The sequence below is a fragment of the Porifericola rhodea genome (assembly GCF_030506305.1).
Lineage (GTDB): Bacteria > Bacteroidota > Bacteroidia > Cytophagales > Cyclobacteriaceae > Catalinimonas > Catalinimonas rhodea.
The window spans coordinates 1,546,611-1,569,819 of record NZ_CP119421.1; the positions used below are offsets into that span (position 1 = coordinate 1,546,611).

Consider the following 23,209-nt stretch of genomic DNA (forward strand, 5'->3'; position numbering starts at 1 on the left):
TACACTTTGTGAAATTCCTTTATTATCACTATTTTATTATAGCTTAGTGAAAAACGATCATTGCTTTTTCTCATTTGTATAATTCTTATCACATTGGTTATCAAAGCGATACGCACCCATAACCCTCTGTAATTACCGTGAGAATGAATATGTCTGTATTTTATTTAGCATGGGTAGTTTGTCTATTGATGGCCTAACAAAAAAGGATGAAACATCTACTTACTATCATGGCAATAGGCATCATTTTATTGGGAGCCGTGCTTCCAACTCATGCGCAGAATGATGGAAATAAAAATGAGCAACGGGCACTTAAAAAGTGCCGAAAAAATTTATTAGAAACTGCAACTAGGGGGTGATTTTGGCAAACTAGCACGCAAGCACTCTGATGATATTGGCAGCAAAGATTATGAGGGAAGATTAGGCTTTATGGAGAAAGGACAACTTGTACCAGAGTATGAAAAAGCAGCGCTTAACCTGAAAGTAGGGGAAATATCAAAGCCAGTAAGAACTGACTTTGGCTTTCATATTATTCAGCTTTTAGCTGTAAAGGGAGAAAGGTTTGATACAAGGCACATACTTATACGCCCTTAAAACCTTCTAAGAACTTTGCCATGACGTGCTAAAGAAAATTCGTTATTTTCTTTGCTCACCTGCCCATTTACAATCACATAATCAAAACCTTCTGCTAGCTGAAAGGGATTTTCATAATCAGCTTTAGCCTTGACTTCTATTGGGTCAAATATTAAAATATCTGCTCGTTTACCTACGGCAAGTACCCCCCTGTCATTCAATCCTAAAGTACTTGCGGGCAGAGAGGTCATTTTCCGTATACCCTCCTCCAGGCTAAGAAGGCTATCCCTAACTATATACTGTTCAATTATCTTGGCGAAGGTACCATGCCCGCGAGGGTGGCGGGATGTAGGACTCCCATCCGAGCAGATCATCACAGTAGAATCTGCTATGAACTTAGTCTGCAACGTATCATCCATTACAAAATATGCTCCGGAGGCCCCACCGGGGCCTATGTCATCAATAAGGACATCTTCAAAAGACTTGTCAAGCTCCTGGGCCACCTGAGCTAAAGTCTTGCCTGCCCAGGGGGAGGTGCCTATCAATGTAGCAGTAGGACCATTACGCTGATTAACTTTATCTCTCAGATACTTGGCCAGAGCAGCTCTTTTATTTGCCACTACTTGCTGGTAATCGTTTGGAGGTAGTGCCCAATCCGGAAAAACGATGCTAATACCTGTATAACTAGCCGTATAGGGATAGACATCGGCAGCAACTTGTATACCTTCTTCTCTGGCTTCGGCTAATAAATTTAAAATCTCTTCTGCACGTTGTTCTCCTTTACCATATACTACTTTTAGGTGTGATACCTGCACCTGACAATACTTCCCTTGAAGAAAAAGCTCTTTTAAAGATGACTCTAGCTTGTTGTTATCTTCATTGCGTATATGACTGGTAATCAGTTTTCCTTTTGATCCTACAATTTTGGCCAGATACTCTAACTCGTATGCTGGTGCGTAAGTACCAGGAATGTACTCCAAACCAGTAGTCATACCGAAACAACCAGCATCCAGATTATCTGCTAGCATACGTCCCATCTTCTCTACCTGCTCCTGGCTTGGACGTGGGTTGTACTTGATACCAGAGAGCAAACGAAGAGTACCATGCCCTACAAACATGGCGATGTTTACAGCGGGCATACTATCTTCAACTTCTTTCATCCATAAGCTAAGGTTGGGATAGGCTGGGCTCGAGCCATCTTTACCCAGAGCAATAGTGGTAGCACCCATCGCCAGAAAGTTTTTGAATTCTGGCGTTTTCAAAGGGTTACCATGAGCATGAGTATCTATAAATCCGGGGCTCACTGTTTTGCCAGAGGCGTTAATTTTTCTCTCGACACTAAGCTTGGTAGTATCTACTTCTCCTATGAAAGCTATACTATCCCCACTTACCAATACATCGGCTGCGTAAGCGGCTTTACCAGTACCATCTATTATACTTGCGTTGTATATGAGAAGATTAAAAGTAGCGGTTGCGTTTTTCTCTATGTATTGCTCAAAAGCGCTGGGCTGTGAGCTACAGGCACATAAAATAAAAAGCCCGAAACTAAGTCGGGCTATGAGTAATTTTTGCATATCTTAAAATTTGCCAATTTTGTATTTTCCTGAGCCAATAAAAATAAGGCTGAAGAAAAGAATAGCTGCTTCTATAGCATGAGAAGAACCTACCAGCCCATCACCTTGCGACAAATGTCTTAGTGAAGCTACCAACATGGTAATAAAAAGCAAAATACAGGCAGGAACATAAAAAACACCTAAAATAAGGCATAAACCACCTACTGATTCGGCGAAACCTGCCATAAATCCCCAAAAAACAGGGGCAAAAGTAATACCCAGATATTTCATATTACTACCTAGAGCCTCCCAACGTTCAGGACCGCCCATAAGCTTAGGTAAACCATGAATAATAAACATGATACCGATACCAATTCTCAGAAAAAGTAAACCTAAATGATACTGTTTGCCTAATGTCATAGTTTGTTTGATAAAATTGCTAGATGACCAAAGTTATGCATAATGGCTACTTCATACCATTAAAACAAAGCGGATAGCTTACGCCTCCCCTACTCAAGATACTTATTGTAACTAGAGCTTTCTACAGGACTGACTGTAAAAAACATATATACTAAAGGTTCAATTAGTGGTAATAGAGTAACTGTAAGTGCCCAAACCCAACAGTTTTCAAGCTGAGCTTTGTGCGCAGGTATACTTTTAAATGAGGCTAGCCATAAGCCTAAAGTTATACATACCAGCCTAGATACTTCATCACATCCCTCTTAAGCACCTATTGCCATATCACAGAGTGAAAAATTAGTCCAGTTTGTCGTACTCACTAAGAATACCACCTGTAAGGCGAAGCAGCTCAGTTTCAGAGTCAAGAAGGTTGTATCTGGCCTGAGCATTATCTAGTGCAGTATTAAGGTAGTTAATCTGAATCTGGCGGTAGTCAAAAGAGTTAATGGTACCACCCTTGTACCTTTCTTCTGCCAGCTCAAGGTTTAGCTCTGCACTACGGATATTCTCTTGTGAGATGGCGAGCAGTTTTTGCCTTACATCATACAGATCATAAGTAGCTACCAGATCGTTGCGTAAGCTAAGTTTTAGCTGATCAATTTGTAGTTGGTTAATACGCTCGGTAGTATAAGCATTTTCTATACTCCTACGTACCCTGCCCCCATCAAAGGCCAGGTAGCTGATGGTAAAACCCAAAGCGTAGGTAGAGGTGGTCTGGTTCGTTACCAGGGTTCGTGTACTGCCTCCGGCATCTCCAAAATCCGGAAACTGTGCCTGAGATAAATCCTGACGGCTTAAGTCATATGCGCCATTGGCATTGAGCGTAAGGCGGGGATAAAGCTCTGTCTTAGCCAGCCTAGTTTCTGTTCTGGCCAGCTGAAGGTTTAAATACTGGTTTTGCAGATTTGTATTATTGCTCACCATTTTATCATACATCGCCTCCAACTCATATTCACTATCATCCACCTCTAGTTCATCCGTAAGCTCGTATGCCGAATTAATGGGCTGCCCCATAAGCAAATTAAGGGTACGCCTTGCATTCAGGTAATTAACTTCCTGAGTTACCATATTAGATGAGTCGGTTAGAAAAGCATTTTGCTCCTGCAAAATCTCAAAGGTAACGGCACTACCTAACTCGCCTTTAAGTTTGATATATTCATAACGATCTTTAGAGAGCGTAAACACTTTTTCCAGCACATCCAGCCTTTCCTGTTCAAGCTTAACACTATAGTATTGTGTTATGATGGCCTGCACCGTATTCTCAATAACCAGCAAAGCATTACCTCGGCTTAGCTCTTCTAATTTTTGCAGTCGTTCTCTGCTGATGTGCACCCTAAAACCATCAAACAATACCCAGTTTACCGATACGCCAGGGCCTAAATTGTTAGAGATAGATAAGCCGGTAGGTTGAAAGGGATTGGCGGCATTTTGCACATCTCTAAAATTATTATTCTGTGAAATAGAAAGTGAGATAGTAGGCCAGCGACCGGCAGCGCCCCAATTGTTGTTATTTTCCGCAATCTTTATGTTTAATGCTTCAACCTGAATATCAAAATTATTTTCCAGCCCCAGTTGAATAGCATCTGAAAGTGTAAGCTCTTCCTGAGCATACAGGCCTATACTGTTTACAAAAACAAAGCTTATAGAAAGTACTAGCTTGTGTAGGGTGTTCACGATGGGTATAAAAGTTGATTTGTGTACAAATAGAAAAACAGCTAAGGTTAGCATTGCCCTAGCTGTTATCTTAGATTATAAACTTTGTAGCCTTCTTTTTTCCTTAATAGCAGGCTCTACTTCTTCGGCAGTAGGTATATGCAATGGCTCCTCGGGGTCCATCCAACTGCTTAGCTTGTTCCACAGCTTGTTAATTTCCAGCTTAATATCATTAAATGCCAGAATAAATACCGGGAAGAAGAGGAGAATAATGAGTGTACCAAACATTACTCCATACGCTACCGATATAGCCATTGGAATTAGAAACTGCGCCTGAAAACTCTTCTCCAGTATAAGAGGGAAAAGACCAGCTACAGTAGTGATAGAGGTAAGTAGTATAGCTCTAAAACGAGATATACCCGCGTCATGAGCGGCTTGTTCTACTGTCATACCTTCCGTAAGATTACGGTTATACTTATCCAGCATAACTACAGCATCATTGATAATTACTCCGGAGAGAGCTATCATACCATAAATACTAAGAATAGAAACCGGCTGAGCATGCACAAAATGACCAAGAGCAGCACAGATTAAACCGAAAGGAATCAGCAACAGTATGAGCCCTGCCTGATAAAGCGAGCGGAAAGAAAGTGTAATGGTCAGAATCATCATAATTAAGGCTACCGGGAATATCTTGGCAAAAGAATCTGCTGTACGCTCAGATCTCCGCTGCTGCCCCTCAAATGAGTAGCTTACCCCGGGATATTTAGCCAGAATGGGAGGAAGTATTTCTTCCTGTACCTTTTCTATAATGGGAGGCACCGGCTCATATGGATCTACCAAATCTGCCAGTATGCGTACTTCCCGCTTACCATTGAAGTGATTGATATTAATAACCCCACGCTCAATTGAGTAATCTGCCAGCTCTGTAAGTGGGTACTCGTTACCATTTTCATCTTTAATTTTCATAGACTCCATCTGCGAGATGGTCAGGCGATCTTCTTCTGGATAGCGCACCCATATTCTTACCTCATCGGTACCAATAATAAGGCGCTGAGCTTCTTCTCCAAAAAAGGCCTGCCGTATCTGGTTGGTAATTTCCTGCTGAGAGAAACCCAGAAAATAAGCCTGTGGCCTTAGCGAAAGCTGCAACTCTCGCTGGCCAGAAGCTGTATTATCTTGTATATCTTTGAGGGAAGTAATGTTAGAAATCTTTTCTTTGACTTCCTCTTTGGCTGCCATCAGGTTTTCCATATTGCTCCCCAAAAGTGCCAGGTCAAAGGGATTGCCGAAGCGGTTTTGCCCCCCTACCGAAAACTTCTGCGCTTCTGGCACAGCACCAATTTTTTGCCGTATGCGACTGGCAATCTCAAAACTGGATATATCCTCAATATCTTCCATGTCTATCAGGTTTACCTGCACGTGGCCGGTATGCCCCCCAGTCTCAGGGTTACCTCTGCCGCCGTCGCTACCTACATTTCTATCCAGAGTTTTGATAAGAGAAAGATCACTACCTCGCTCTTCTTTAATTTCCTCGTTTACTTCCCATACAGCTGTTTCAAACCTTCTGAGGTAATCTTCGGTAATGTTCTCACGTGTGCCCGGCTTAAGTACCAGAGATACGTTAAAGTTGTCAAAAGGTATAGAAGGGAAGAATGTCCAGCGAATAATACCGCCCTGAAACATACCTATCACAATCATGAGCAGGGCAATGGGCAGGGTAAAAGATATCCATTTGTAGTTGATCAGGAACTGCAGAGCTTTGCCATACACATTGTCGCGTAGGTATTTAATTCCTTTGTCCAGACCGCCTCTGATTTTATCCTTGTTCGGTTTACCCTCTTTCTTTCTAAGTGCTTTGCCGGTAGCTAAGTGAGAAGGAAGGACAAAAAATGCTTCTACCAGAGAAAATGCCAGACAGCCAATTACTACTATCGCCATTTCGGTAGTAAAACCTTCATTATCTAATAGCATTAGAGGAATAAAAGCGATGATAGTAGTAGTAACTGAGGTAAATACTGAAGGCAACATTTCTACTGTACCATCTACTGCCGCTCTAATTGGGTTTTTGCCTCGCTCGGAGTGAGTATAAATATTTTCTGCAATTACAATTCCGTCATCTACCAGAATACCTACCACCAAGATCATCCCGAATAATGAAAGCATATTTACAGTAATGCCCACCATATTACCAATGATAAACATGCCCAGAAAGGAAATAGGAATACCAATTGCCACCCAAAACGATAGTCTTAAGCTCAAGAACAGTCCCAGGGCTATCAAAACCAGCAACAGCCCCACCAAGCCATTGCTCATTAGCAGGCTTACTCTCTGTTGTAAAAGGTCGTTGAAGTCGAAACTGGCAAAAAGCTCAAAGCTTTCTTTCTCAGCATTGTACTCTTCAATATAATCCGATACAAACTCTGAAATCTCCTGCAAATCTTCTTCCGGAAGCTTTTGAATACTGATAGACACCGCGCGGTTTCCGTTAGAAAATGAGCGGTTTGGCGTATCTGCAAACTGTAGCCTGATATTGGCAATATCGCGTAATAACAAATTGCTTCCATCGGAATTGGCTCGCAACACTATTCTACCAATCTCTTCAGGAGCATTTTCTTTGGCATTAGCTCGTATCCTTATTTCCTCTTCCAGTGTTTTTATGGCGCCTCCTGAGATATCTCTGTTGTTGTTACGAATAGCGTTGGCTACCTGGCTAAAAGTAAGGCCGTAACGCGAGAGGTCATCTTCAGATACTTCTACCGAAATTTCAAGGTCTGGGTAACCGTACACAGAAATTTGAGATATAACGCCAGAGTTAAGCATATCATCTTCAATCAGCTCAGCCTCTTCTTTAAGGCGTTTCAGGTCCATGTTACTACTTCCACTACCTGTAAGCGTAAGAAAAGCCACACGTGTGCTCCCCCAGGACCTATCTTTATAGACGGTAGGTTTTTCTGCTCCTGCCGGATAAGAGTTAATGCCATCTACTGCGTTTTTTACCTCAGTAAGCACTTCATCTATATCGTACTCTTCCAGGGTACGTATACGTATGGAGGCAGAGTTTTCTGAGGAGGTAGAAGTAACTTCTTCTATGCCGGTTACTCCTTTTAGAGCTTCTTCCACCTTTATGGTAATACCTTCTTCCATCTCTTCCGGCGATGCTCCGGGGTAGGTAACCCTAACAGATATATCGCGAGGTTTAGTCTCGGGAAAGAAAGACATATTGATGCTGAGCAGCCCCAGCGTACCAAAGATGATAATGATGGCCAGAATGGCATTTGCCCAGATAGGATATCGGACAAAAAATTCTACTACTTTTCTCATGATGCGTTTGTGGTTTGCTCAGGTTTTGCCGAATTGCTCTGAGAGGTCTGTGGAGCACTGGCTCCCTGTTGGGCATCAAAAGTGGTGACCCTCATATTTTCTATAGCGTTGGCGGGGGCTTCTATTACCAGGCTGTCGCCAGTATTTAGACCTTCACTCTCCAAAGGGCTAATTAACACCTGGTCGCGCATAATTTTTTCTACGTTAACCCTTTTGGTTTTAAGAACGCCACCGTCTACTACAAACACTTCGTTCTCGTTCATGAGTACACGACGAGGCACTTCCATAGCACTTTCCAGGCGGCTGCCAGGTATGGTAGCACGCATATACATACCATCGTACAATCCGCTCTGCGGCCCTTCTTTTACGCTTATGTATACATTAATGGATTGGGTAGCAGGGTTTACAAAATCTCCTACCCGAATTACCTGTCCCTTCCAGCTACCACTGCCATCTTCATTACTTACCTCTACTGTGCTTCCCTCTTCTATCCATTTTACTTCATGAATATCTACCGGTATTTCCAACTCCATTTCATCTGTGCGAATGATTCTAGCAATATTTGTTCCCGCATTTACAATAGTACCTACCTCCAGGTTTACTTCTGTAATACTGCCATCATAAGGGGCATAAATGGTATACTTACGAAGGTTCTCCTCCATACTTTTTATAGTATAGTAGTCTCTGAGGATGTTTTTAGTTGCCAGAAAGGTTTTTACCTTATTGCTTTTAATCTCAGGAAGTTCAGGGAGGGGTTTGTCTATTTCTATGCTCTCAAAATAGGTAAGAAAAGCCGGGTAAGTATCCGCAAAATCTATTTTTAGATCGGGCAGGCTAGAAGCCAGTAAGTTGAGCAGTTCACTTTTGCGTGCCTGCAAATTCAGGCGAGCCTCTTCGCTATAAATACGGCAAAGTATCTGCCCCCTGCGAAAGTTGGTACCGGGTTTTAAAGAAATAGAGCCGGGCATAAGCCTGCCTCCTACTTCTGCAATAACGCTAAGAGTTTGAGAGGAAGTAATACGTCCGTAAGCCACTACCTCAGTGTCTATCTCACGATACTCTACGGGGTTTACCTTTACATAATTAGTAGATACCTGCTTTGGTCTTTCGGGTGGGAGTTCCTTCATACCGGCAAACTGCCGCATTGCAAAATAGCCTCCACCTAAAATAAGTATGGCAATTGCAAAGACAATAATTTTCCTGGGGTTCATCTTGATGGTAATGAGTGTTAAACTGCAAACTATGTAAGCTAACGTAAAGCTCGAAAAGCATTTGTAAATCTTATACTAAAAGGTATTTTTTTTAGACAAAACCTTAGCATAAGCAAAACGGACGGGCATGTTCAGGTATTAATGAACGCTAATCCTTTTCAGTTAGTTACGATTTTAGCCGTGTATAACCGACTCACTGTTAGAAAATTACGGCTAGCCTAATAAAAGTTAACCAAACAATGAGTTGGTAAATGACACCTTGATTTTTACCTGAAATTTTTCAATCGTTTTCAGGATTTCACGCAAGGTAACCATTTCTATTTTAGTCATACTTTTTATGTCCATTAAGTTGTCGGGTTCGCTACGGTCGGTTATGATTTGTATAGCTTGTTTTTTCAGGCGCATACCCATCAGGTAATAGTAAGACTGCATCAGTTCGTGATACTCTTTTTCGCTAAAAACCTCTTGCTCTTTAAGTGCCTCTAGCCTTTCTCCGGTATTGGTCTTAAATATACGGTGCTTCAGAGCAAATACGCGCACAAGGTCTACAATTGGCGTCATGGTTTTTTTGATATTAAATACTTCTCGCTCTCCCTCCTGAAAGGTTTTTATATTTTTGAAGAAAGTGAGTGGAGGCTCATACTGTAGCGCGTTTTTTCCGATATGATAAAAAAAGCGTTCCAAAGGTTGATTTAAGGTGTCATTTAAAAACTCTTTCAGTTCTACCATAATCTGCTCCTCGCCATAGAGAAAACGACAATCAAAAAAGGTAGAAATATTGACGACAGTTTCGGGTATAGCTTCCGATATCCAACGTGTATAGTTACGTTTCCAGTGAGATAGTGAATGTGTCCATTTGGGATTTTTAGCCATAAAACCACCGCTACAGTAACTGAAACCGATATAGTCCAGGTGGGCAGATACCTGTTCGGCAAAATTTAAAAAGTAAGCTCTTACCTCCTCTCTATGTTCGTTGGCCTTATCTTCGTAGATAATCGCATTATCCTGGTCTGTTTTAAGCGTTTGCTCTTTGCGCCCCTCACTACCCAAAGCCATAAATACAAATTTGGCAGGCGGCTCTCCTAACTCGGCGATCACTCCTTCTATCACCTTAACCAGTATGGCATCAGATACCGTTGTAATCATCTGGTTCACAATCTCTGCTTTTACTCCTCTACTTAGCAATTGATGCACAATCTCAGGTACTTTGTTCCACTTCTGCTTTAGCTCTTCTACATGAAGGGCCAGCTTTACAGACTGTATAAATACAAAAGGGGATTGAGCCTGCTCGCTAAGCAGACGGTTTCTGCTTAAGAAGCCGGTATACTCTCCTCCTCTTTCAATCAGCAGGTAACGTATTTTTGTACTGAACATCAGCAAGATAGCCTCGTAAACAAACTTCTGATCATTGATAGAGACAATTGGGTTATCCATTACCTCAGAAATGGGCAGTTCGGCACTTTTTAGCTGGGCCAGCACATTGTCTCTCAGAGAGATGTCTGTTACGTAACCTATAATTTTCTGATGGGTATTAGTAACAAAAAGGCAACTGGTTCTATGCTCGGCCATCATTCTTGCTGCCTGATACACCGGTGTATGCTGCGGGCATGAAACAATATCACGAGTACTCACCGACTCTATTTTACGAGAGTACAGTTGGTCAGAAGCCAGATAGTTTTCTTCATAAGTCTGAGAACGCTTGACAAAGTGCGCATACTCATCATTCAGCATCAGCTTACCAAACTCCGAAGTAAAGTGATGAAAGAAACCATCATAAGCCCGGCAAAGCGCTCTAAAATCATTACGATGAAGAAAATATACCCTTGTACCCTTCTGCGCTACTACAGTACGTATAGATTTTTTCTTGTTTAGTAAAACCGATATTCCTCCATAGCATATTCCTTTTCCGTAGTGTTCCGGCAAGCGTTTTTTGTAAGCACTATCGTAGAAGAAGGCTTCGTACTCCCCTTCTGCTATAATATCTACACCCTTCATTTTGGTTTTTTCCTGTAGATAAATGACGGTCTCTTTCTTATAAAAAACCTCCTGTAGGAGTTCAGAGATACTTTCCAGAACATCTTCGGGTAATAGGTCAAAGGGTTTTACGCTTTTGAGTAATTGCAGCTTTTCGCTCATAGTTGAAAAAAGATCAGAGTAAGCAGAAACAAGAGCATCAAGATAATATACAGAAAAGTATGCCTGGAGGTTAAGTCGGCAGCGGAGACTGTCTGGCTACGACTTTGCTGTAGCTGTATACTTTCCTCGCTAATACTTCCCTTTTTAAGCATGGCAAAGAAGCAGTCTGCTGTAGCCCGGGCATCGGAGAGCGCATGGTGCTGTTGCTGTAGTGTTTTCTGAAAAAGCCTTTTGTATAGCTCTCCCAAACCCAGGTAGCGACGAAAGGGGTAACGTATGTAGTCTTCCGTAGCCTTCATGGTGCAGAAGGAGGGCAGAGAAGGTAGTGGGTTGCTCAGCCCGCAACGATAAAAACTTACCCCCAGCATATGGTAATCCAGCTTTACATAGTGACCAACCACCAGAGGTTGGTAACGGTCTAAATCTTCCTGTAACTTTTGCATCACTTCCTGACGGCTTAATCCGTGCTTTAACAAAAAGCTTTTATCCAGGCCATGAACATTATAAGAGGCAGGGCTAATCTCAAAGTTGGTAGCTTGTATATAAAATGTAGACTCTTTAACAAACTTACCTGATTTGGTATAAACTAGCCAAGCTACCTGTACTATATGGGGCCAGTGCTCATCCTGATCATAAGGTATGTCCCAATTTTTGGGCAAGCCGGAAGTTTCCGTGTCTACGAACAGCAAATAATCTCTCACGCTTCAAATTACCAAATTATTTTAGCATTGGATAGCAAAGCACTTTCAGCAAGAATTTTTCTGTAGAATAATGCATATTGTCCACTTATCCTGACTACTACCTATTATGCGCTATATCTCTTTTGTTCTCGCTCTACTACTTTTCGTATCCTGCAAGACTAATCCACAGCAAGAGAAAAAAACACTGCACGAGTTGAGGACTGTGATTGAAGAAATCTTTGCCAGTACAGAAGGTGATTTTGCTTTGGCATTTAAAGACCTGTCAGAAGAGGGGGATTCACTTTTTATTCAGGCAGATGAGAGTTTCCATGCCGCCAGCACTATGAAAACACCCCTATTGCTAGAAGTATATAAACAGGCAGAGGCAGGGCGTTTTCGGCTGGACGATTCTCTTCTCGTAAAAAATGAGTTTAAAAGTATAGTTGACAGTAGCCTGTATTCTTTAAGTCCCGAAGACGATACTTACCATATGCTATATCAGCAACTGGGGCAAAAGCAAAGTATATTTGACTTAACTTATCAGATGATTATCGCCAGTAGTAACCTGGCTACTAACATTGTAATAGAGCTGGTAGGTGCTCAAAATACAACGAGAAGCATGCGTTCCCTGGGGGCCAAAGACATACAGATATTAAGAGGGGTAGAAGATATCAAAGCTTATCGGCAGGGGCTAAGTAATACAACTACCGCCTACGATCTAATCTTGATGTTTGAAGCTTTAGCCACAGATAAAATACTGAGCGACAGCTCCAGAAAGGCAATTATTGACATTCTGCTGGATCAAAAATTTAATGAGATGATTCCTGCGCATTTGCCCGATAACGTAAAGGTAGCCCACAAAACCGGTTGGATTAGTGGGCTGCATCATGACTCAGGTATTGTTTATCTGCCCGATGGTCGGAAGTATGTACTGGTACTGCTCTCCAAAAACCTGACAGATGAGGAGGCTGGCGTAGCTACCCTTGCCCAAGCCTCCAGGCTTATTTATGATTACCTTAACTAAACGCTTACTCCCTACCGTACAGGGTTTTTCCGGCTTCTTCGTAGGCATCACCCTCTACCCAAAAAGGACTTTGACTGCTATTGGCGATCTTATCTGCGGCTAAAACATAAGCTTCGCACAATTTTTCTACATAGGAGAAGTTGAGACTTTCGGCTTCATCGGCCAGTTGATGGTAGTAGCGCATAATTTCAGCATCAAAAGCTGTAAAGCCTGCCGAAAAAGTAACTGCCGGCACGCCCGCTTTGGCGAAGCTAACGTTATCTGAACGATCAAAAAGGTTCTGCTCCGGCACAGGGTCAGCCATTGCCTTTAAGCCCACTGCCTGCGCCGCTTCTTTAAATGCCTTGTCTGCTGAAGTTCTTCCCAGGCCAATTACAGTAATTCTGGTAGTATCGTTATAGCCCGCTCCATCAGAGTTAAGGTTAAACACGACCTGTTCCATAGGTACCAGCGGATGCTCCGCGTACCATTGGCTTCCCAGTAGCCCTTTCTCTTCCGCAGTAAGCGCCAGCAGCAGTACTGAACGTTTAGGTGGATGCTGACCAAAATAACGGGCCGCACTAATGAGAGCGGTAGTCCCTATAGCATTGTCGCGGGCACCATTGTAAACAGAGTCTTGAAGATTTTTCCCTTCTGCTACTCCTACATGATCGTAGTGAGCTGAGAGCAGAACGTACTCATCTTTTAATTTAGGGTCAGTCCCTTCTACTTTACCAATCACATTGTACGTTGAAATCTGACGGTCTATTTTCCCTTTTATGGAAAGGCGAAGTTTGGGCTGAGTAGCAGATAGAACATCCAGATGTTGACCTTTAGCATCATTAATGAGGAAGTAAGGCATAGCCTGATCTTCCGCGCTGTTTTGTCCCATTGTTAGCCGTTCAGCATTCATATAGCGGTTTAGCAAGTTCCACGGCATCTGAGAAGATTTATACAACTCTACAAGTCCCTTACCTCCGTACTCTTGTACCATCTTTAGTTTTTCCTGCCCTTCTGCTATAGCACTGTAACTAGACTTTGAGTCAGGGTAGCCCGCTTTGGTAACCACTATCTTTCCTTCAATATCATTGTTTTTGAAGTCTTCTTCCGTGCCAAAGTCTAAAAAAACTGACTCAGCTTCAAGCTCTCCATCTTGCCCTTGCAGCACCAGCAGGTCTTCCAGTATCTGTAATGATTGCTGTTCATAAGTGAGGCTGGCGTTTTGTGCCGGCTTTTGCAATAGCAAAGGAACAGCCTGGAAGTAGGAGCCTTCACCCTCCACTGGCTCTACACCGTAGCTCTGCATCTGAGCAGCGATATAGCGTGCGGCAATATCTAATTCCGGAGAACCGGTATCTCTACCTTTAAGCTCATCAGAAGCCAGAAAACGAATATGCGTTTCTACCTCGCTTCTCTTTATGACTTCCTTCAGCTGCTGGGCATTTCCCTTTGGTATAAGAGTAGCAAGCAGAACCGCCAGCCCATATAGTTTACAGTACATTTGCATGTTCGTTGGGTTAAGTTGTGTAGTACCTCGATAAAACTCTGCAAGTTAACCTTTATTATTTTAGCCTGGCAGTTCGCCTGCCAAACACACATTTACTGTTGCTCCTCTTCCTTACCCTGATTGGTTACAAATAAGGTACGGGTTGGATAAGCAAACTCTACACCCATTTTCTCAAATGCGGCAAAGATATGCAGGTTGATGCCCTGCTGAATATCCATGTACTGATTGTAGTCAGACGTAAGCACATAGTAGACCACTTCAAAATCCAGGCTGGATTCTCCATAGGACATAAAGTGAGCACGATCAAACTGAGTTTTTTCCTGCGATTCTACTGCTTCCTGTAGCACTTTAGGAATTTGTTTTACCTGCTCCAGGCTTGTCTGGTAGGTTACACCGATTTTAAAAGCAATTCTACGGCGTTCCATACGCTTGTAGTTATGGATGCGGGAACCTGTAAGATCGCTGTTTGAAAAGACCAGCTGCTCGCCGGTAAGGCTCTTTACTCTGGTCGTTTTAATACCGATATATTCTACCACTCCCATCTTATTATCGATAATAATAAAGTCTCCGATCTCAAAAGGACGGTCAAAAAAGATAACAAAGTAGTTAAATAGGTCACCCAGAATATTTTGTGCTGCCAGTGCAATTGCAATACCTCCAATTCCTAAACCGGCGATCATGGCGGTTACATCTACACCTATATTGTCTAGCAGCACCAAAGCACCCCCTACCCATATAAATACATTGATAATTAGCATTACGCCACCTAACTGCTTTACTTTTTCTTCTCCGTTCTCCTGACGGCGTACATAAGTGCGGAGTAGTAGTAGTATCGTGGTAGAGATAAAGCGAACCGCAAAAAAGATGACAAACACTAAAGTAGCCACCCATAGTATATCTTCTACCTGCTCTGAGAGTTTAAGTGTTTTAATTCCCAGGTAAATAACAATAAAGTGTAGTACCGGTACCCCAAAGCGGTCTATGCTTTCAATAAGAAAATCATCTATTATCGTATCTGTTTTTTTGGTTAGTTTTTTTAGCTTATTGTCTATAATATGGTTGACAACCCTTACTACAATAAGTCCAAGTATTATAATACCGACCGCTACCAGATAGGCTTGCACCCGGTTGCCGTAAATTACCTGATTTAAAAATTCCTGCATGTCTGATTAGTTTTTTCTTGCCAATATAACAGCCCTGCCAGGCTCAATCAATATTTAATCGGGATTAGGCACTTTCATAAGCAGCAAGCATTGTTTACCTTGTCCTTTAGTCTCTCTACCATCTTCTCTACTTATGCTAAACGATGAAACTAACACCTCTTACGCTCCTCTTCTTTATTAGTACTCTGCTTTGCTCCTGCTCTTCTCCTACTCCTAAAAACGCCTATGATCTGGTACTAAAAAATGCTACTCTGTATGATGGCAGTGGACAGGCTCCTTATCAGGGTGATTTGGCCATTATTGCCGATACCATTGCGGCTGTTGGTAACATAGGCAAATATTCGGCAGATACCATAATAGACGTAAAGGGCCTGGCACTAAGCCCGGGTTTTATTAATATGTTGAGCTGGGCTGCCTATCCTCTGCTGGAAGATGGCAGGTCTATGAGTGGTATTAAACAAGGAGTTACGCTGGAGGTTTTTGGCGAAGGCTCATCTATGGGTCCAGTGAGCGAGCAAGCACGCAAGAGCAATTCACAAATTCATTGGAGTAGCTTCGGAGAGGCTATGGAATATATGGAGGCTCAGGGGGTAGCCCCAAACATTGCCTCTTTTGTGGGTGCCACTACCATAAGAGTACATGTGCTGGGGCATGAAGACCGCGCTCCTAATTCTGAAGAGCTTCAACAGATGCAGCAGTTGGTCCGAGAATCTATGCAGGAGGGTGCTTTAGGGTTGGGTACTTCATTAATCTATGCTCCTGCTTTCTATGCCAATACGGATGAGCTTATTGCTCTGGCAAAGGTAGCAGCAGAATATGATGGCAAATATATCTCTCACCTCCGCAGCGAAGGAGACTCCTTTATTGAAGCTGTAGAAGAGCTACTTAACATTGCTCGTGAGGCAAAAATTGATGCAGAAATCTATCACCTGAAAGCAGCAGGACGAAACAACTGGCATAAACTAGATCAGGTGCTGCAAATGATTGACTCCGCCAATGCCAATGGGCAGCGTATATCCGCAAATATGTATAATTATGTAGCGGCCTCTACCGGCTTGGATGCTACTATGCCCCCCTGGGTGCAGGAAGGAGGGCAGCAGGCCTGGCTCAAAAGGCTGCAAGACCCACAGATAAAAAAGCGAGTAATTAACGAAATGCAGCTACCCTCTAAATCGTGGGAAAATTTTTTGGTAGCTGCAGGAGCACCTGACAATATTCTGTTAGTAGAATTTAGCCAAGACTCTCTTAAGTACCTGACGGCTAAAACAGTAGGAGACATTAGCCGGATGAGAGGCACCAATGCTGCTGAGACTATTATTGATCTGGTGGTACAGAACGAAGGAGATATCGGGGCTGTATATTTTTTGATGAATGAAGAAAATGTAAAAAAACAGATGCGTCTGCCTTATATGAGCTTCGGCTCTGATGCCCGCTCTATTGCTGCCGAAGGAAAAAACCTGGAAAGTAGTACACATCCGCGTACTTATGGTAACTTTGCCCGCCTACTGGGCAAGTATGTGCGAGAAGAAAAAGTTATCTCTCTGGAAGAAGCTATCCATAAGCTTAGCTGGCTATCTGCTCAAAAGCTGAAAATTGAGAAGAGAGGCATGCTAGCCTCTGGCTTCTACGCCGATGTTGTCGTGTTTGATCAGGAGACCATCGCGGATCAGGCTACTTTTGACAATCCGCATCAGTATGCGGTCGGTGTAGCGCATGTGTGGGTCAACGGAAGGCGGGTACTCAGGAATGGTAAACATACCGGGGCTACACCCGGCAGGTATGTGCGGGGACCTGGCTACCAGCAAGATACAGCACAAAAAGCTGTAGCTATACATTGAAACTTTATGGCAAATGACTAAGTTATGCCTGAAATTATACTAAACTTTAGACATTACTCTGTATGATAACTGTTGGCAATGCAGTAATAAGTGACGACATCGTGGAGAACCAGTTTGTATGCGATCTGGAAAAGTGCAAAGGAGCCTGCTGCGAGGAAGGAGAGTACGGTGCCCCCCTGGAAGACGAAGAGCTGGAGATTTTAGAAATGATTTACGTAGATATTGAAGATTTCCTGACTGAAGAGGGTAAAGCAGAAATTGCGCGCTACGGTAAATATGGTAAAGACCCAGAGGGTGAGTACGCCACTCCCGTAATCAAAGGAAAAGAATGTGCTTACGCGGTACGTACTGAGGATGGTAAGTTACAATGCGGAATAGAAAACGCGTACAAAGCGGGCAGAACTACTTTTCGTAAGCCGGTTTCCTGCCACCTCTACCCTATTCGTATCACTAAATACGATCACTATGATGCCCTGAACTATCATCGCTGGCATATCTGCAATCCTGCCTGCACTCTTGGCCAAAGTTTAAGTGTACCTATCTTTAAGTTTGTAAAAGACGCGCTAATCCGTAAGTACGGACGGGAGTGGTACCAGGAGCTGAGTGAAAAAGCTGAAAGTAAGCTCCACAAAAAAAGCTAAGCCTATCTTACTTTTTGCCTGAGAGCCTGGAAGGATCAGCCATATACCCACTTAACCAGACTGAGCCCAATCAGTACCAGTACAATTACCGAAATTATATTTAGCAGAAAGCCAGCCTTTACCATGTCGGCCATACGTATATGCCCGCTGGAAAAAACTACTGCATTAGGTGGGGTAGAGATAGGCATCATAAACGCACAACTGGCAGCCAAGGTAACGGGTATTGCCAGATAAAGGGGGTTAACACCCAGGCTATCGGCTATACCTAAGACTACAGGAACAAAAATAACAGTAAGAGCTACATTACTCATTATCTCTGTCATAAACAGCATAAAACCCGTAAGGAGTAGCATAAGCAACCAAAGACTTATTGTTCCGCTACCGGCTATACTGTCTCCTACCAACTGAACTATACCTGTACTTTCCATACCCTTGGCCAGACATAGCCCTCCTCCAAACAGTAAAAGTATTCCCCAGGGTAGTCGCTCAGTGCTCTTCCAGTCCAGAACATACTCGTGCCGGTTAAAGCTTACCGGTGTCACAAACATGAGTACGCCCCCTGCCATTGCCACAATAGTATTATCCAGGTATTTACCCCCCAACAACTCGTTGATTCCTGACTGAAATATCCAGCAGGCAGCTGTAAGACCAAAGATGACTGCCACCCAGCGCTCTGCCTTGCTCATAGGCCCCAGTTCTTTTAGCTTATCCTCTATCAGACTGGCAGAGCCTGCTAACTTTTGTAACCGATGAGGAAAGAGCACACGGGTCATCATCAGGTAGGTTACCGATAGTAGGGTAAAACAAACTGGCACACCGATAAAAAGCCACTTACCAAAAGCCATTTCTTTTTGGTAAAACTCCTGCATATAACCCACAAAAACTACATTGGGCGGGGTACCTATAATCGTTGTCGTACCTCCAATATTGGCGGCATAGGCTATTCCCAGCATTAGGCATAGCGCAAACTTACGGTATCCCTTACGGTAGCTGGAATCAGCATCTGTATTATCCAGTAAATCCACTACAGAGAGCGCGATGGGTAACATCATGACTGATGTAGCTGTGTTGGAAATCCACATGCTTAAAAATGCAGTTGCCAACATAAAGCCCAGTATGATACCATTGGCATCTGTTCCTGTCAGCTTTATAATATTGAGCGCAATACGCTTATGCAGATTGCGTTTTTCCATGGCTAAAGCGATCAGAAAGCCACCCATAAAAAGAAAAACTATTGGGCTGGCATAAGGGGCGGCAGCTTCGCCGGTAGAAAAAACCTCAAGTAACGGAAAGAGAATCAGAGGCAGCAGAGCTGTAACTGGCAGGGGCACGGCTTCTGCCATCCACCATATTACCATCCAGGCTCCTATGGCAATAACGGGAGTAGCTCCTTCATTTAAGCCCTCTATAGAAAGTGTATTAAGAACAATAAGAAAAATGATAGGCCCTGCTAACAATGTAGCGACTTTGAGTACATTAAATGATTCCTGATTGGACGTGGTCAAGTGATATAAATTTAGGTTGTGTTTTTACGGTTTTAATTAACTCAGGTTCCACTAAATTATAGGATTTGTACATTTAATAAAAATGCGAAAATTTTAATAATCCTGTCTTCCAAGCTTCAGCGTTAAAGAATTTGTTTCACATTTTTACAAATACTTTACTAGTTACTTTAATCTAAAACACAGGGGTAACTGTACTCCTATATGTTTTGTGAAATTACACTTCTTACTAGAGGGTTTTAGTCCTTTTTTCTCTTGCATTTCAGTTCGGAAAGCCTTAAAATTAGAAAGATTAAAAACACGAATACCCTTTATTGTCTTTGGCTTTGCCCATATACATTCTGGTATTCCATTCTGAAGAAGCATTCCCATACGGTAATTCCTGTACGATGACAGGTGCCATTTACTAGTTGTTTACCTCTGAGTAAATCTGCAACATCAGTTTTCTCAGGCACAGCTGGCATATAGCACTGTTCTGTTTATTTCAATCTTACTTATCGCTATAGCGTAATTTTTTAGCCTTTATAAATGAGCATTTAGTGCAAACGATAACATAGACTATTCAATTTGTTTCATTCAAATATTTCTAACATGATAAAGCTATACGATAGTGGCTAGAACAGCCCCATTTACCTAATTACTCTTTAATACAACCTAAAACTTAATCAAATGACGACAAAATTACCCCCCTTTGTAGGGTACCGGAAGAGCTGTGTTTATTCTCTTCTCTTTGCCACCCTATTGATGATACTATGGCAAGGCTCAGCATTTGCTATAGATATTAATGCAAACGATTACACATCTTCTTCTTTAAATACTGTAAACAATACTTCAGCTGCTGAAGTGGCATTAACAGTAAGTGGTACAGTAACTGACAATACTAATAATGAGCCCTTACCCGGTGTTAATGTATTGGTTAAAGGCAGCACGGTAGGTACAGTAACTGACATAGAAGGAAAGTACTCTATCAGTGTACCTAATGAGGATGACATCCTTATCTTTTCATCTATTGGTTATACAGCCGTAGAAGTACCCGTAGAAGGCAGGTCAGTCATTAATATGAAAATGACCGAAGACATACAAAGTCTGGAAGAAGTGGTGGTAGTAGGCTATGGTACTCAGGAAAAAGTTAACCTTACTGGTGCTGTGGGCGTGACAGACGGAGAAGTACTGGAAAACCGCCCCATAGCCAATGTAGGAGAAGGTTTGCAGGGCGTAGTACCTAACCTTAATGTAAACCTAAGAAACGGAGACCCCTCTCAGCCTGCCGATTTTAACATACGCGGCTTTGAATCAATTAACGGCGGGTCTCCTCTTATTTTGGTAGACAATGTTCCTATGGATATTAACCGCATTAACCCCAACGATATTGAAAGCGTAACTGTGCTCAAAGATGCTTCTTCTGCCGCAGTTTATGGAGCTCGTGCTGCTTTTGGGGTAATTCTGGTAACTACAAAAAAAGGAAAAGGCGAAAAAATTAGTGTCAACCTAAGTGCAGAAACAGCCTTGTCTAAGCCTATCTTCTTTATAGATCCGGTTACGGACCCGTACCAGTTTGTACTAGCACGAAATATGGCTACTCAGCGTACTAACGGAGCGCCTCAATTTAATGCAGACTTTGTAGAAGCTACCCGTCGCTACAGCGAGAACCCAACTTTTGAAAATGCCTGGGGTGTAGTAAATGGGCAGTTGCAATTTTATGGATATAATAATTATGCCGAGCAACTTATTACGGATTATGCTCCTCAGCAAAAATACGATGTCAGCCTATCTGGTGCATCTAATAGGGCTTCTTACTACGTCTCATTCGGCTTTCTAAACAAAGATGGCTACCTGAAAAACAAAGAGAAGAACGAAAACTTTAAGAGGTACAACTCTCTGATTAAAGGTGACTTTCAGGTAGTTGACTGGCTGAAGCTTGATAGCCGTGCCTTAATTACAACAGAGACAAGCGATAAGCCTCACTTTTACCACTGGGATGTTAACATCAATACCTCTGCCCGTCAGGATCCGCTGGATGCTATTCGTTTCCCAGACTTGCCTTACTATCTGGAACCTGGTGACCGTGCTGATTTTGAGCAGTACATTGGGAAATATTTTGGCGGAACTAACTTCCTCCCTTATCTGGAAGATGGTGGGCGTAATACATGGACACGCAATGACATCATCTTGACTCAGGGAGCTAACCTCACTCCTATTAAAGGTTTAAATATTCGGGGAGAGTTTTCTGCCAACTTTACCTATCGCGACCAACAGGATGTTCAAAGTAAGATAGAGGTAATTAACAATAAAGACCTGGCTGGTGGGTTAGTAATTGACAATGGTTTTAGCGGCAACGACTGGATTTATAACCAGTCTGAAAACGATCAGTACTACGTTATCAACACCTATGCCGACTACACTATAGATAAGAATAAGCACTTCTTAAAAACCATGATTGGTTTTAACCAGGAGTGGGGGCGGTTTGAGGGAATTGCTACCCGGGCGTATAACCTAATCACCCCTAGCATTACAGACATCACCGCCACTACCGGTAACCAGGAAACTTACGGAGGAAAAGAACACACCTCGCTACGTGGGGCCTTTTATCGTGTAAACTATATTTTTGATGATCGTTACCTTATAGAAGCTAATGGCCGATATGACGGTTCTTCTCGCTTTCCTAAAGAAGACCGTTTTGATTTTTACCCTTCACTCTCAGTAGGTTGGAGGATTTCTGAAGAAGGCTTTTTAAGTGGTGCAGGCGGTTGGCTGGATAATCTGAAACTTAGAGCTTCATACGGACAATTGGGTAACCAGCTAATCTTTAATGGAAATACGCCAGTTTATTATCCTTACATAGCCACATTAGGGTCTTTTAACTCTCCCTATATGATGACTGCCGGTGCGCGTACGCCTGTAATCTCTGCCCCCGGATTGGTTAGTCCAACCTTAACCTGGGAAACGGTAGTGACACAAAACATAGGCTTAGATGTAACCATGCTAGGCAACAGGCTTGACCTCTCCTTTGATGTATACACTCGTGATACTAAAGATATGCTTACCCGGGAAGAACTTCCCAGCATATTAGGAGCAGCAGAGCCTCGTCAAAATGCAGCAGACCTTCGTACACAAGGTTGGGAGCTTTCAGCAACCTGGCAAAATCGCATCAACAGCAACTGGCGGTACGATATCCGACTAGCTTTATCGGATAATATCTCACGTATTACCAAATACAACAACCCTACTGGCTCTCTTAATGAGTACTACGAAGGACAGGTAGTCTACGAAAACGGTACTGGTGAGCGCTGGGGGTTTGAGACCGTGGGAGTTTTCCAGAGCGACGATGAAGTAGCGAATGCTCCGGACCAGTCAAACTTAGGCTCTAACTGGCGCCCAGGTGATATTCGCTATGCTGACCTTGATGGTGATGGCATTATCAGTTATGGCGACAATACACTGGATAACCCTGGAGACCAAAAAATTATTGCCTACGAAAATCCTCGCTATAATTTTGGTGTTACGGGTAACATCAGCTGGAAGAATTTTACGTTAAATGCCTTCTTCCAGGGTATTATGAAATACCAATACTGGCCACCAAATGGTAATTGGGTAGCCTTTTACCCTTTCAATGCCGGACATGTGGAGAACTATTACCTGACTGATACCTGGAGTGAAGAGAATCGCGATGCGTATTTTGCCGCTCCTCATATCTCTACTAACACCAAACAGAATATTCTGCCTCAATCTCGCTATGTACAAAATGCGGCATACGTACGTCTAAAAAACTTGACGCTCGGATATAATCTACCGGAGAGTGTAGCCAGCAAAATTGGTATGAGTAGAGCACGAATCTACTTTGCCGGCCAAAACATGTGGGAGTACACTAAAATGCGTAAGCCTCTAGACCCTGAAGTTCGCCCTACACTTACACAGGAGTACTACAAACAGCGTACCTACTCTTTAGGTATCAACGTGTCCTTTTAACAA

Annotated in this window: 15 protein-coding genes; 5 read left to right on the forward strand and 10 right to left on the reverse strand. The window is 42.8% G+C overall.

Annotation, left to right across the window (positions count from 1 at the left end):
• Nucleotides 1-339: 339 nt before the first annotated feature.
• A complete protein-coding gene (locus PZB74_RS06245) occupies nt 340-591 on the forward strand; it encodes a peptidylprolyl isomerase (protein ID WP_302242756.1) in 252 nt (83 codons plus the stop codon).
• On the opposite strand, the gene PZB74_RS06250 is transcribed toward PZB74_RS06245, so the two are convergent.
• The 7 genes from PZB74_RS06250 to PZB74_RS06280 all read right to left on the reverse strand — a co-directional run bounded on the left by PZB74_RS06250 (nt 588) and on the right by PZB74_RS06280 (nt 11,607).
• Nucleotides 588-2,144: an N-acyl-D-amino-acid deacylase family protein gene (locus PZB74_RS06250; protein WP_302241510.1), complete on the reverse strand. Its 1,557-nt coding sequence runs from the start codon at nt 2,142-2,144 to the stop codon at nt 588-590. The two genes, PZB74_RS06245 and PZB74_RS06250, sit on opposite strands and share 4 nt — an antisense overlap.
• Before the next feature lie 3 nt (nt 2,145-2,147).
• Nucleotides 2,148-2,543, reverse strand: a complete 396-nt coding sequence (locus tag PZB74_RS06255; RefSeq protein WP_302241511.1) for a DoxX family protein — start codon at nt 2,541-2,543, stop codon at nt 2,148-2,150.
• Nucleotides 2,544-2,879: 336 nt separating this feature from the next.
• Entirely contained in the window at nt 2,880-4,256 is a 1,377-nt protein-coding gene (locus tag PZB74_RS06260) for a TolC family protein (protein ID WP_302241512.1), read from the reverse strand.
• A 75-nt stretch (nt 4,257-4,331) separates the two neighbouring features.
• Complete coding sequence (locus PZB74_RS06265) at nt 4,332-7,559, reverse strand: efflux RND transporter permease subunit (RefSeq protein ID WP_302241513.1); 3,228 nt, start codon at nt 7,557-7,559, stop codon at nt 4,332-4,334.
• Entirely contained in the window at nt 7,556-8,770 is a 1,215-nt protein-coding gene (locus tag PZB74_RS06270) for an efflux RND transporter periplasmic adaptor subunit (RefSeq protein ID WP_302241514.1), read from the reverse strand. The genes PZB74_RS06265 and PZB74_RS06270 overlap by 4 nt, the downstream gene beginning before the upstream one ends.
• Before the next feature lie 228 nt (nt 8,771-8,998).
• The gene (locus PZB74_RS06275; RefSeq protein ID WP_302241515.1) at nt 8,999-10,906 is read right to left on the reverse strand and encodes a DUF294 nucleotidyltransferase-like domain-containing protein; all 1,908 of its coding nucleotides are present in this window, start codon (nt 10,904-10,906) and stop codon (nt 8,999-9,001) included.
• Nucleotides 10,903-11,607 (reverse strand): 3'-5' exonuclease, encoded by a 705-nt coding sequence (locus PZB74_RS06280; protein WP_302241516.1) that lies wholly within the window; start codon nt 11,605-11,607, stop codon nt 10,903-10,905. Before PZB74_RS06280 ends, PZB74_RS06275 begins: the two co-directional genes overlap by 4 nt.
• 106 nt (nt 11,608-11,713) lie before the next feature.
• Between PZB74_RS06280 and PZB74_RS06285 the strand changes: the two genes are divergently transcribed.
• A complete protein-coding gene (locus tag PZB74_RS06285) occupies nt 11,714-12,610 on the forward strand; it encodes a serine hydrolase (protein ID WP_302241518.1) in 897 nt (298 codons plus the stop codon).
• Nucleotides 12,611-12,614: 4 nt separating this feature from the next.
• On the opposite strand, the gene PZB74_RS06290 is transcribed toward PZB74_RS06285, so the two are convergent.
• Together PZB74_RS06290 and PZB74_RS06295 are read right to left on the reverse strand one after the other, a co-directional pair.
• Complete coding sequence (locus PZB74_RS06290; protein ID WP_302241519.1) at nt 12,615-14,096, reverse strand: M28 family peptidase; 1,482 nt, start codon at nt 14,094-14,096, stop codon at nt 12,615-12,617.
• A 92-nt stretch (nt 14,097-14,188) separates the two neighbouring features.
• Nucleotides 14,189-15,259 carry a mechanosensitive ion channel family protein gene (locus tag PZB74_RS06295; protein WP_302241520.1) on the reverse strand — a complete coding sequence of 357 codons (1,071 nt, stop codon included), beginning with the start codon at nt 15,257-15,259 and terminating at the stop codon, nt 14,189-14,191.
• Between the two features lie 143 nt (nt 15,260-15,402).
• Here PZB74_RS06295 and PZB74_RS06300 point away from each other — a divergent pair, with 143 nt between their 5' ends.
• Both PZB74_RS06300 and PZB74_RS06305 read left to right on the forward strand, forming a co-directional pair.
• Nucleotides 15,403-17,097: an N-acyl-D-amino-acid deacylase family protein gene (locus tag PZB74_RS06300; protein ID WP_302241521.1), complete on the forward strand. Its 1,695-nt coding sequence runs from the start codon at nt 15,403-15,405 to the stop codon at nt 17,095-17,097.
• A 62-nt stretch (nt 17,098-17,159) separates the two neighbouring features.
• The gene (locus PZB74_RS06305) at nt 17,160-17,738 is read left to right on the forward strand and encodes a DUF3109 family protein (RefSeq protein ID WP_302241522.1); all 579 of its coding nucleotides are present in this window, start codon (nt 17,160-17,162) and stop codon (nt 17,736-17,738) included.
• 35 nt (nt 17,739-17,773) lie between these two features.
• On the opposite strand, the gene PZB74_RS06310 is transcribed toward PZB74_RS06305, so the two are convergent.
• Nucleotides 17,774-19,243 (reverse strand): SLC13 family permease, encoded by a 1,470-nt coding sequence (locus PZB74_RS06310; RefSeq protein WP_302241523.1) that lies wholly within the window; start codon nt 19,241-19,243, stop codon nt 17,774-17,776.
• Nucleotides 19,244-19,909: 666 nt separating this feature from the next.
• On the opposite strand from PZB74_RS06310, the gene PZB74_RS06315 reads away from it, so the two are divergent.
• The gene (locus tag PZB74_RS06315) at nt 19,910-23,206 is read left to right on the forward strand and encodes a SusC/RagA family TonB-linked outer membrane protein (protein ID WP_302241524.1); all 3,297 of its coding nucleotides are present in this window, start codon (nt 19,910-19,912) and stop codon (nt 23,204-23,206) included.
• Nucleotides 23,207-23,209 lie beyond the last annotated feature (3 nt).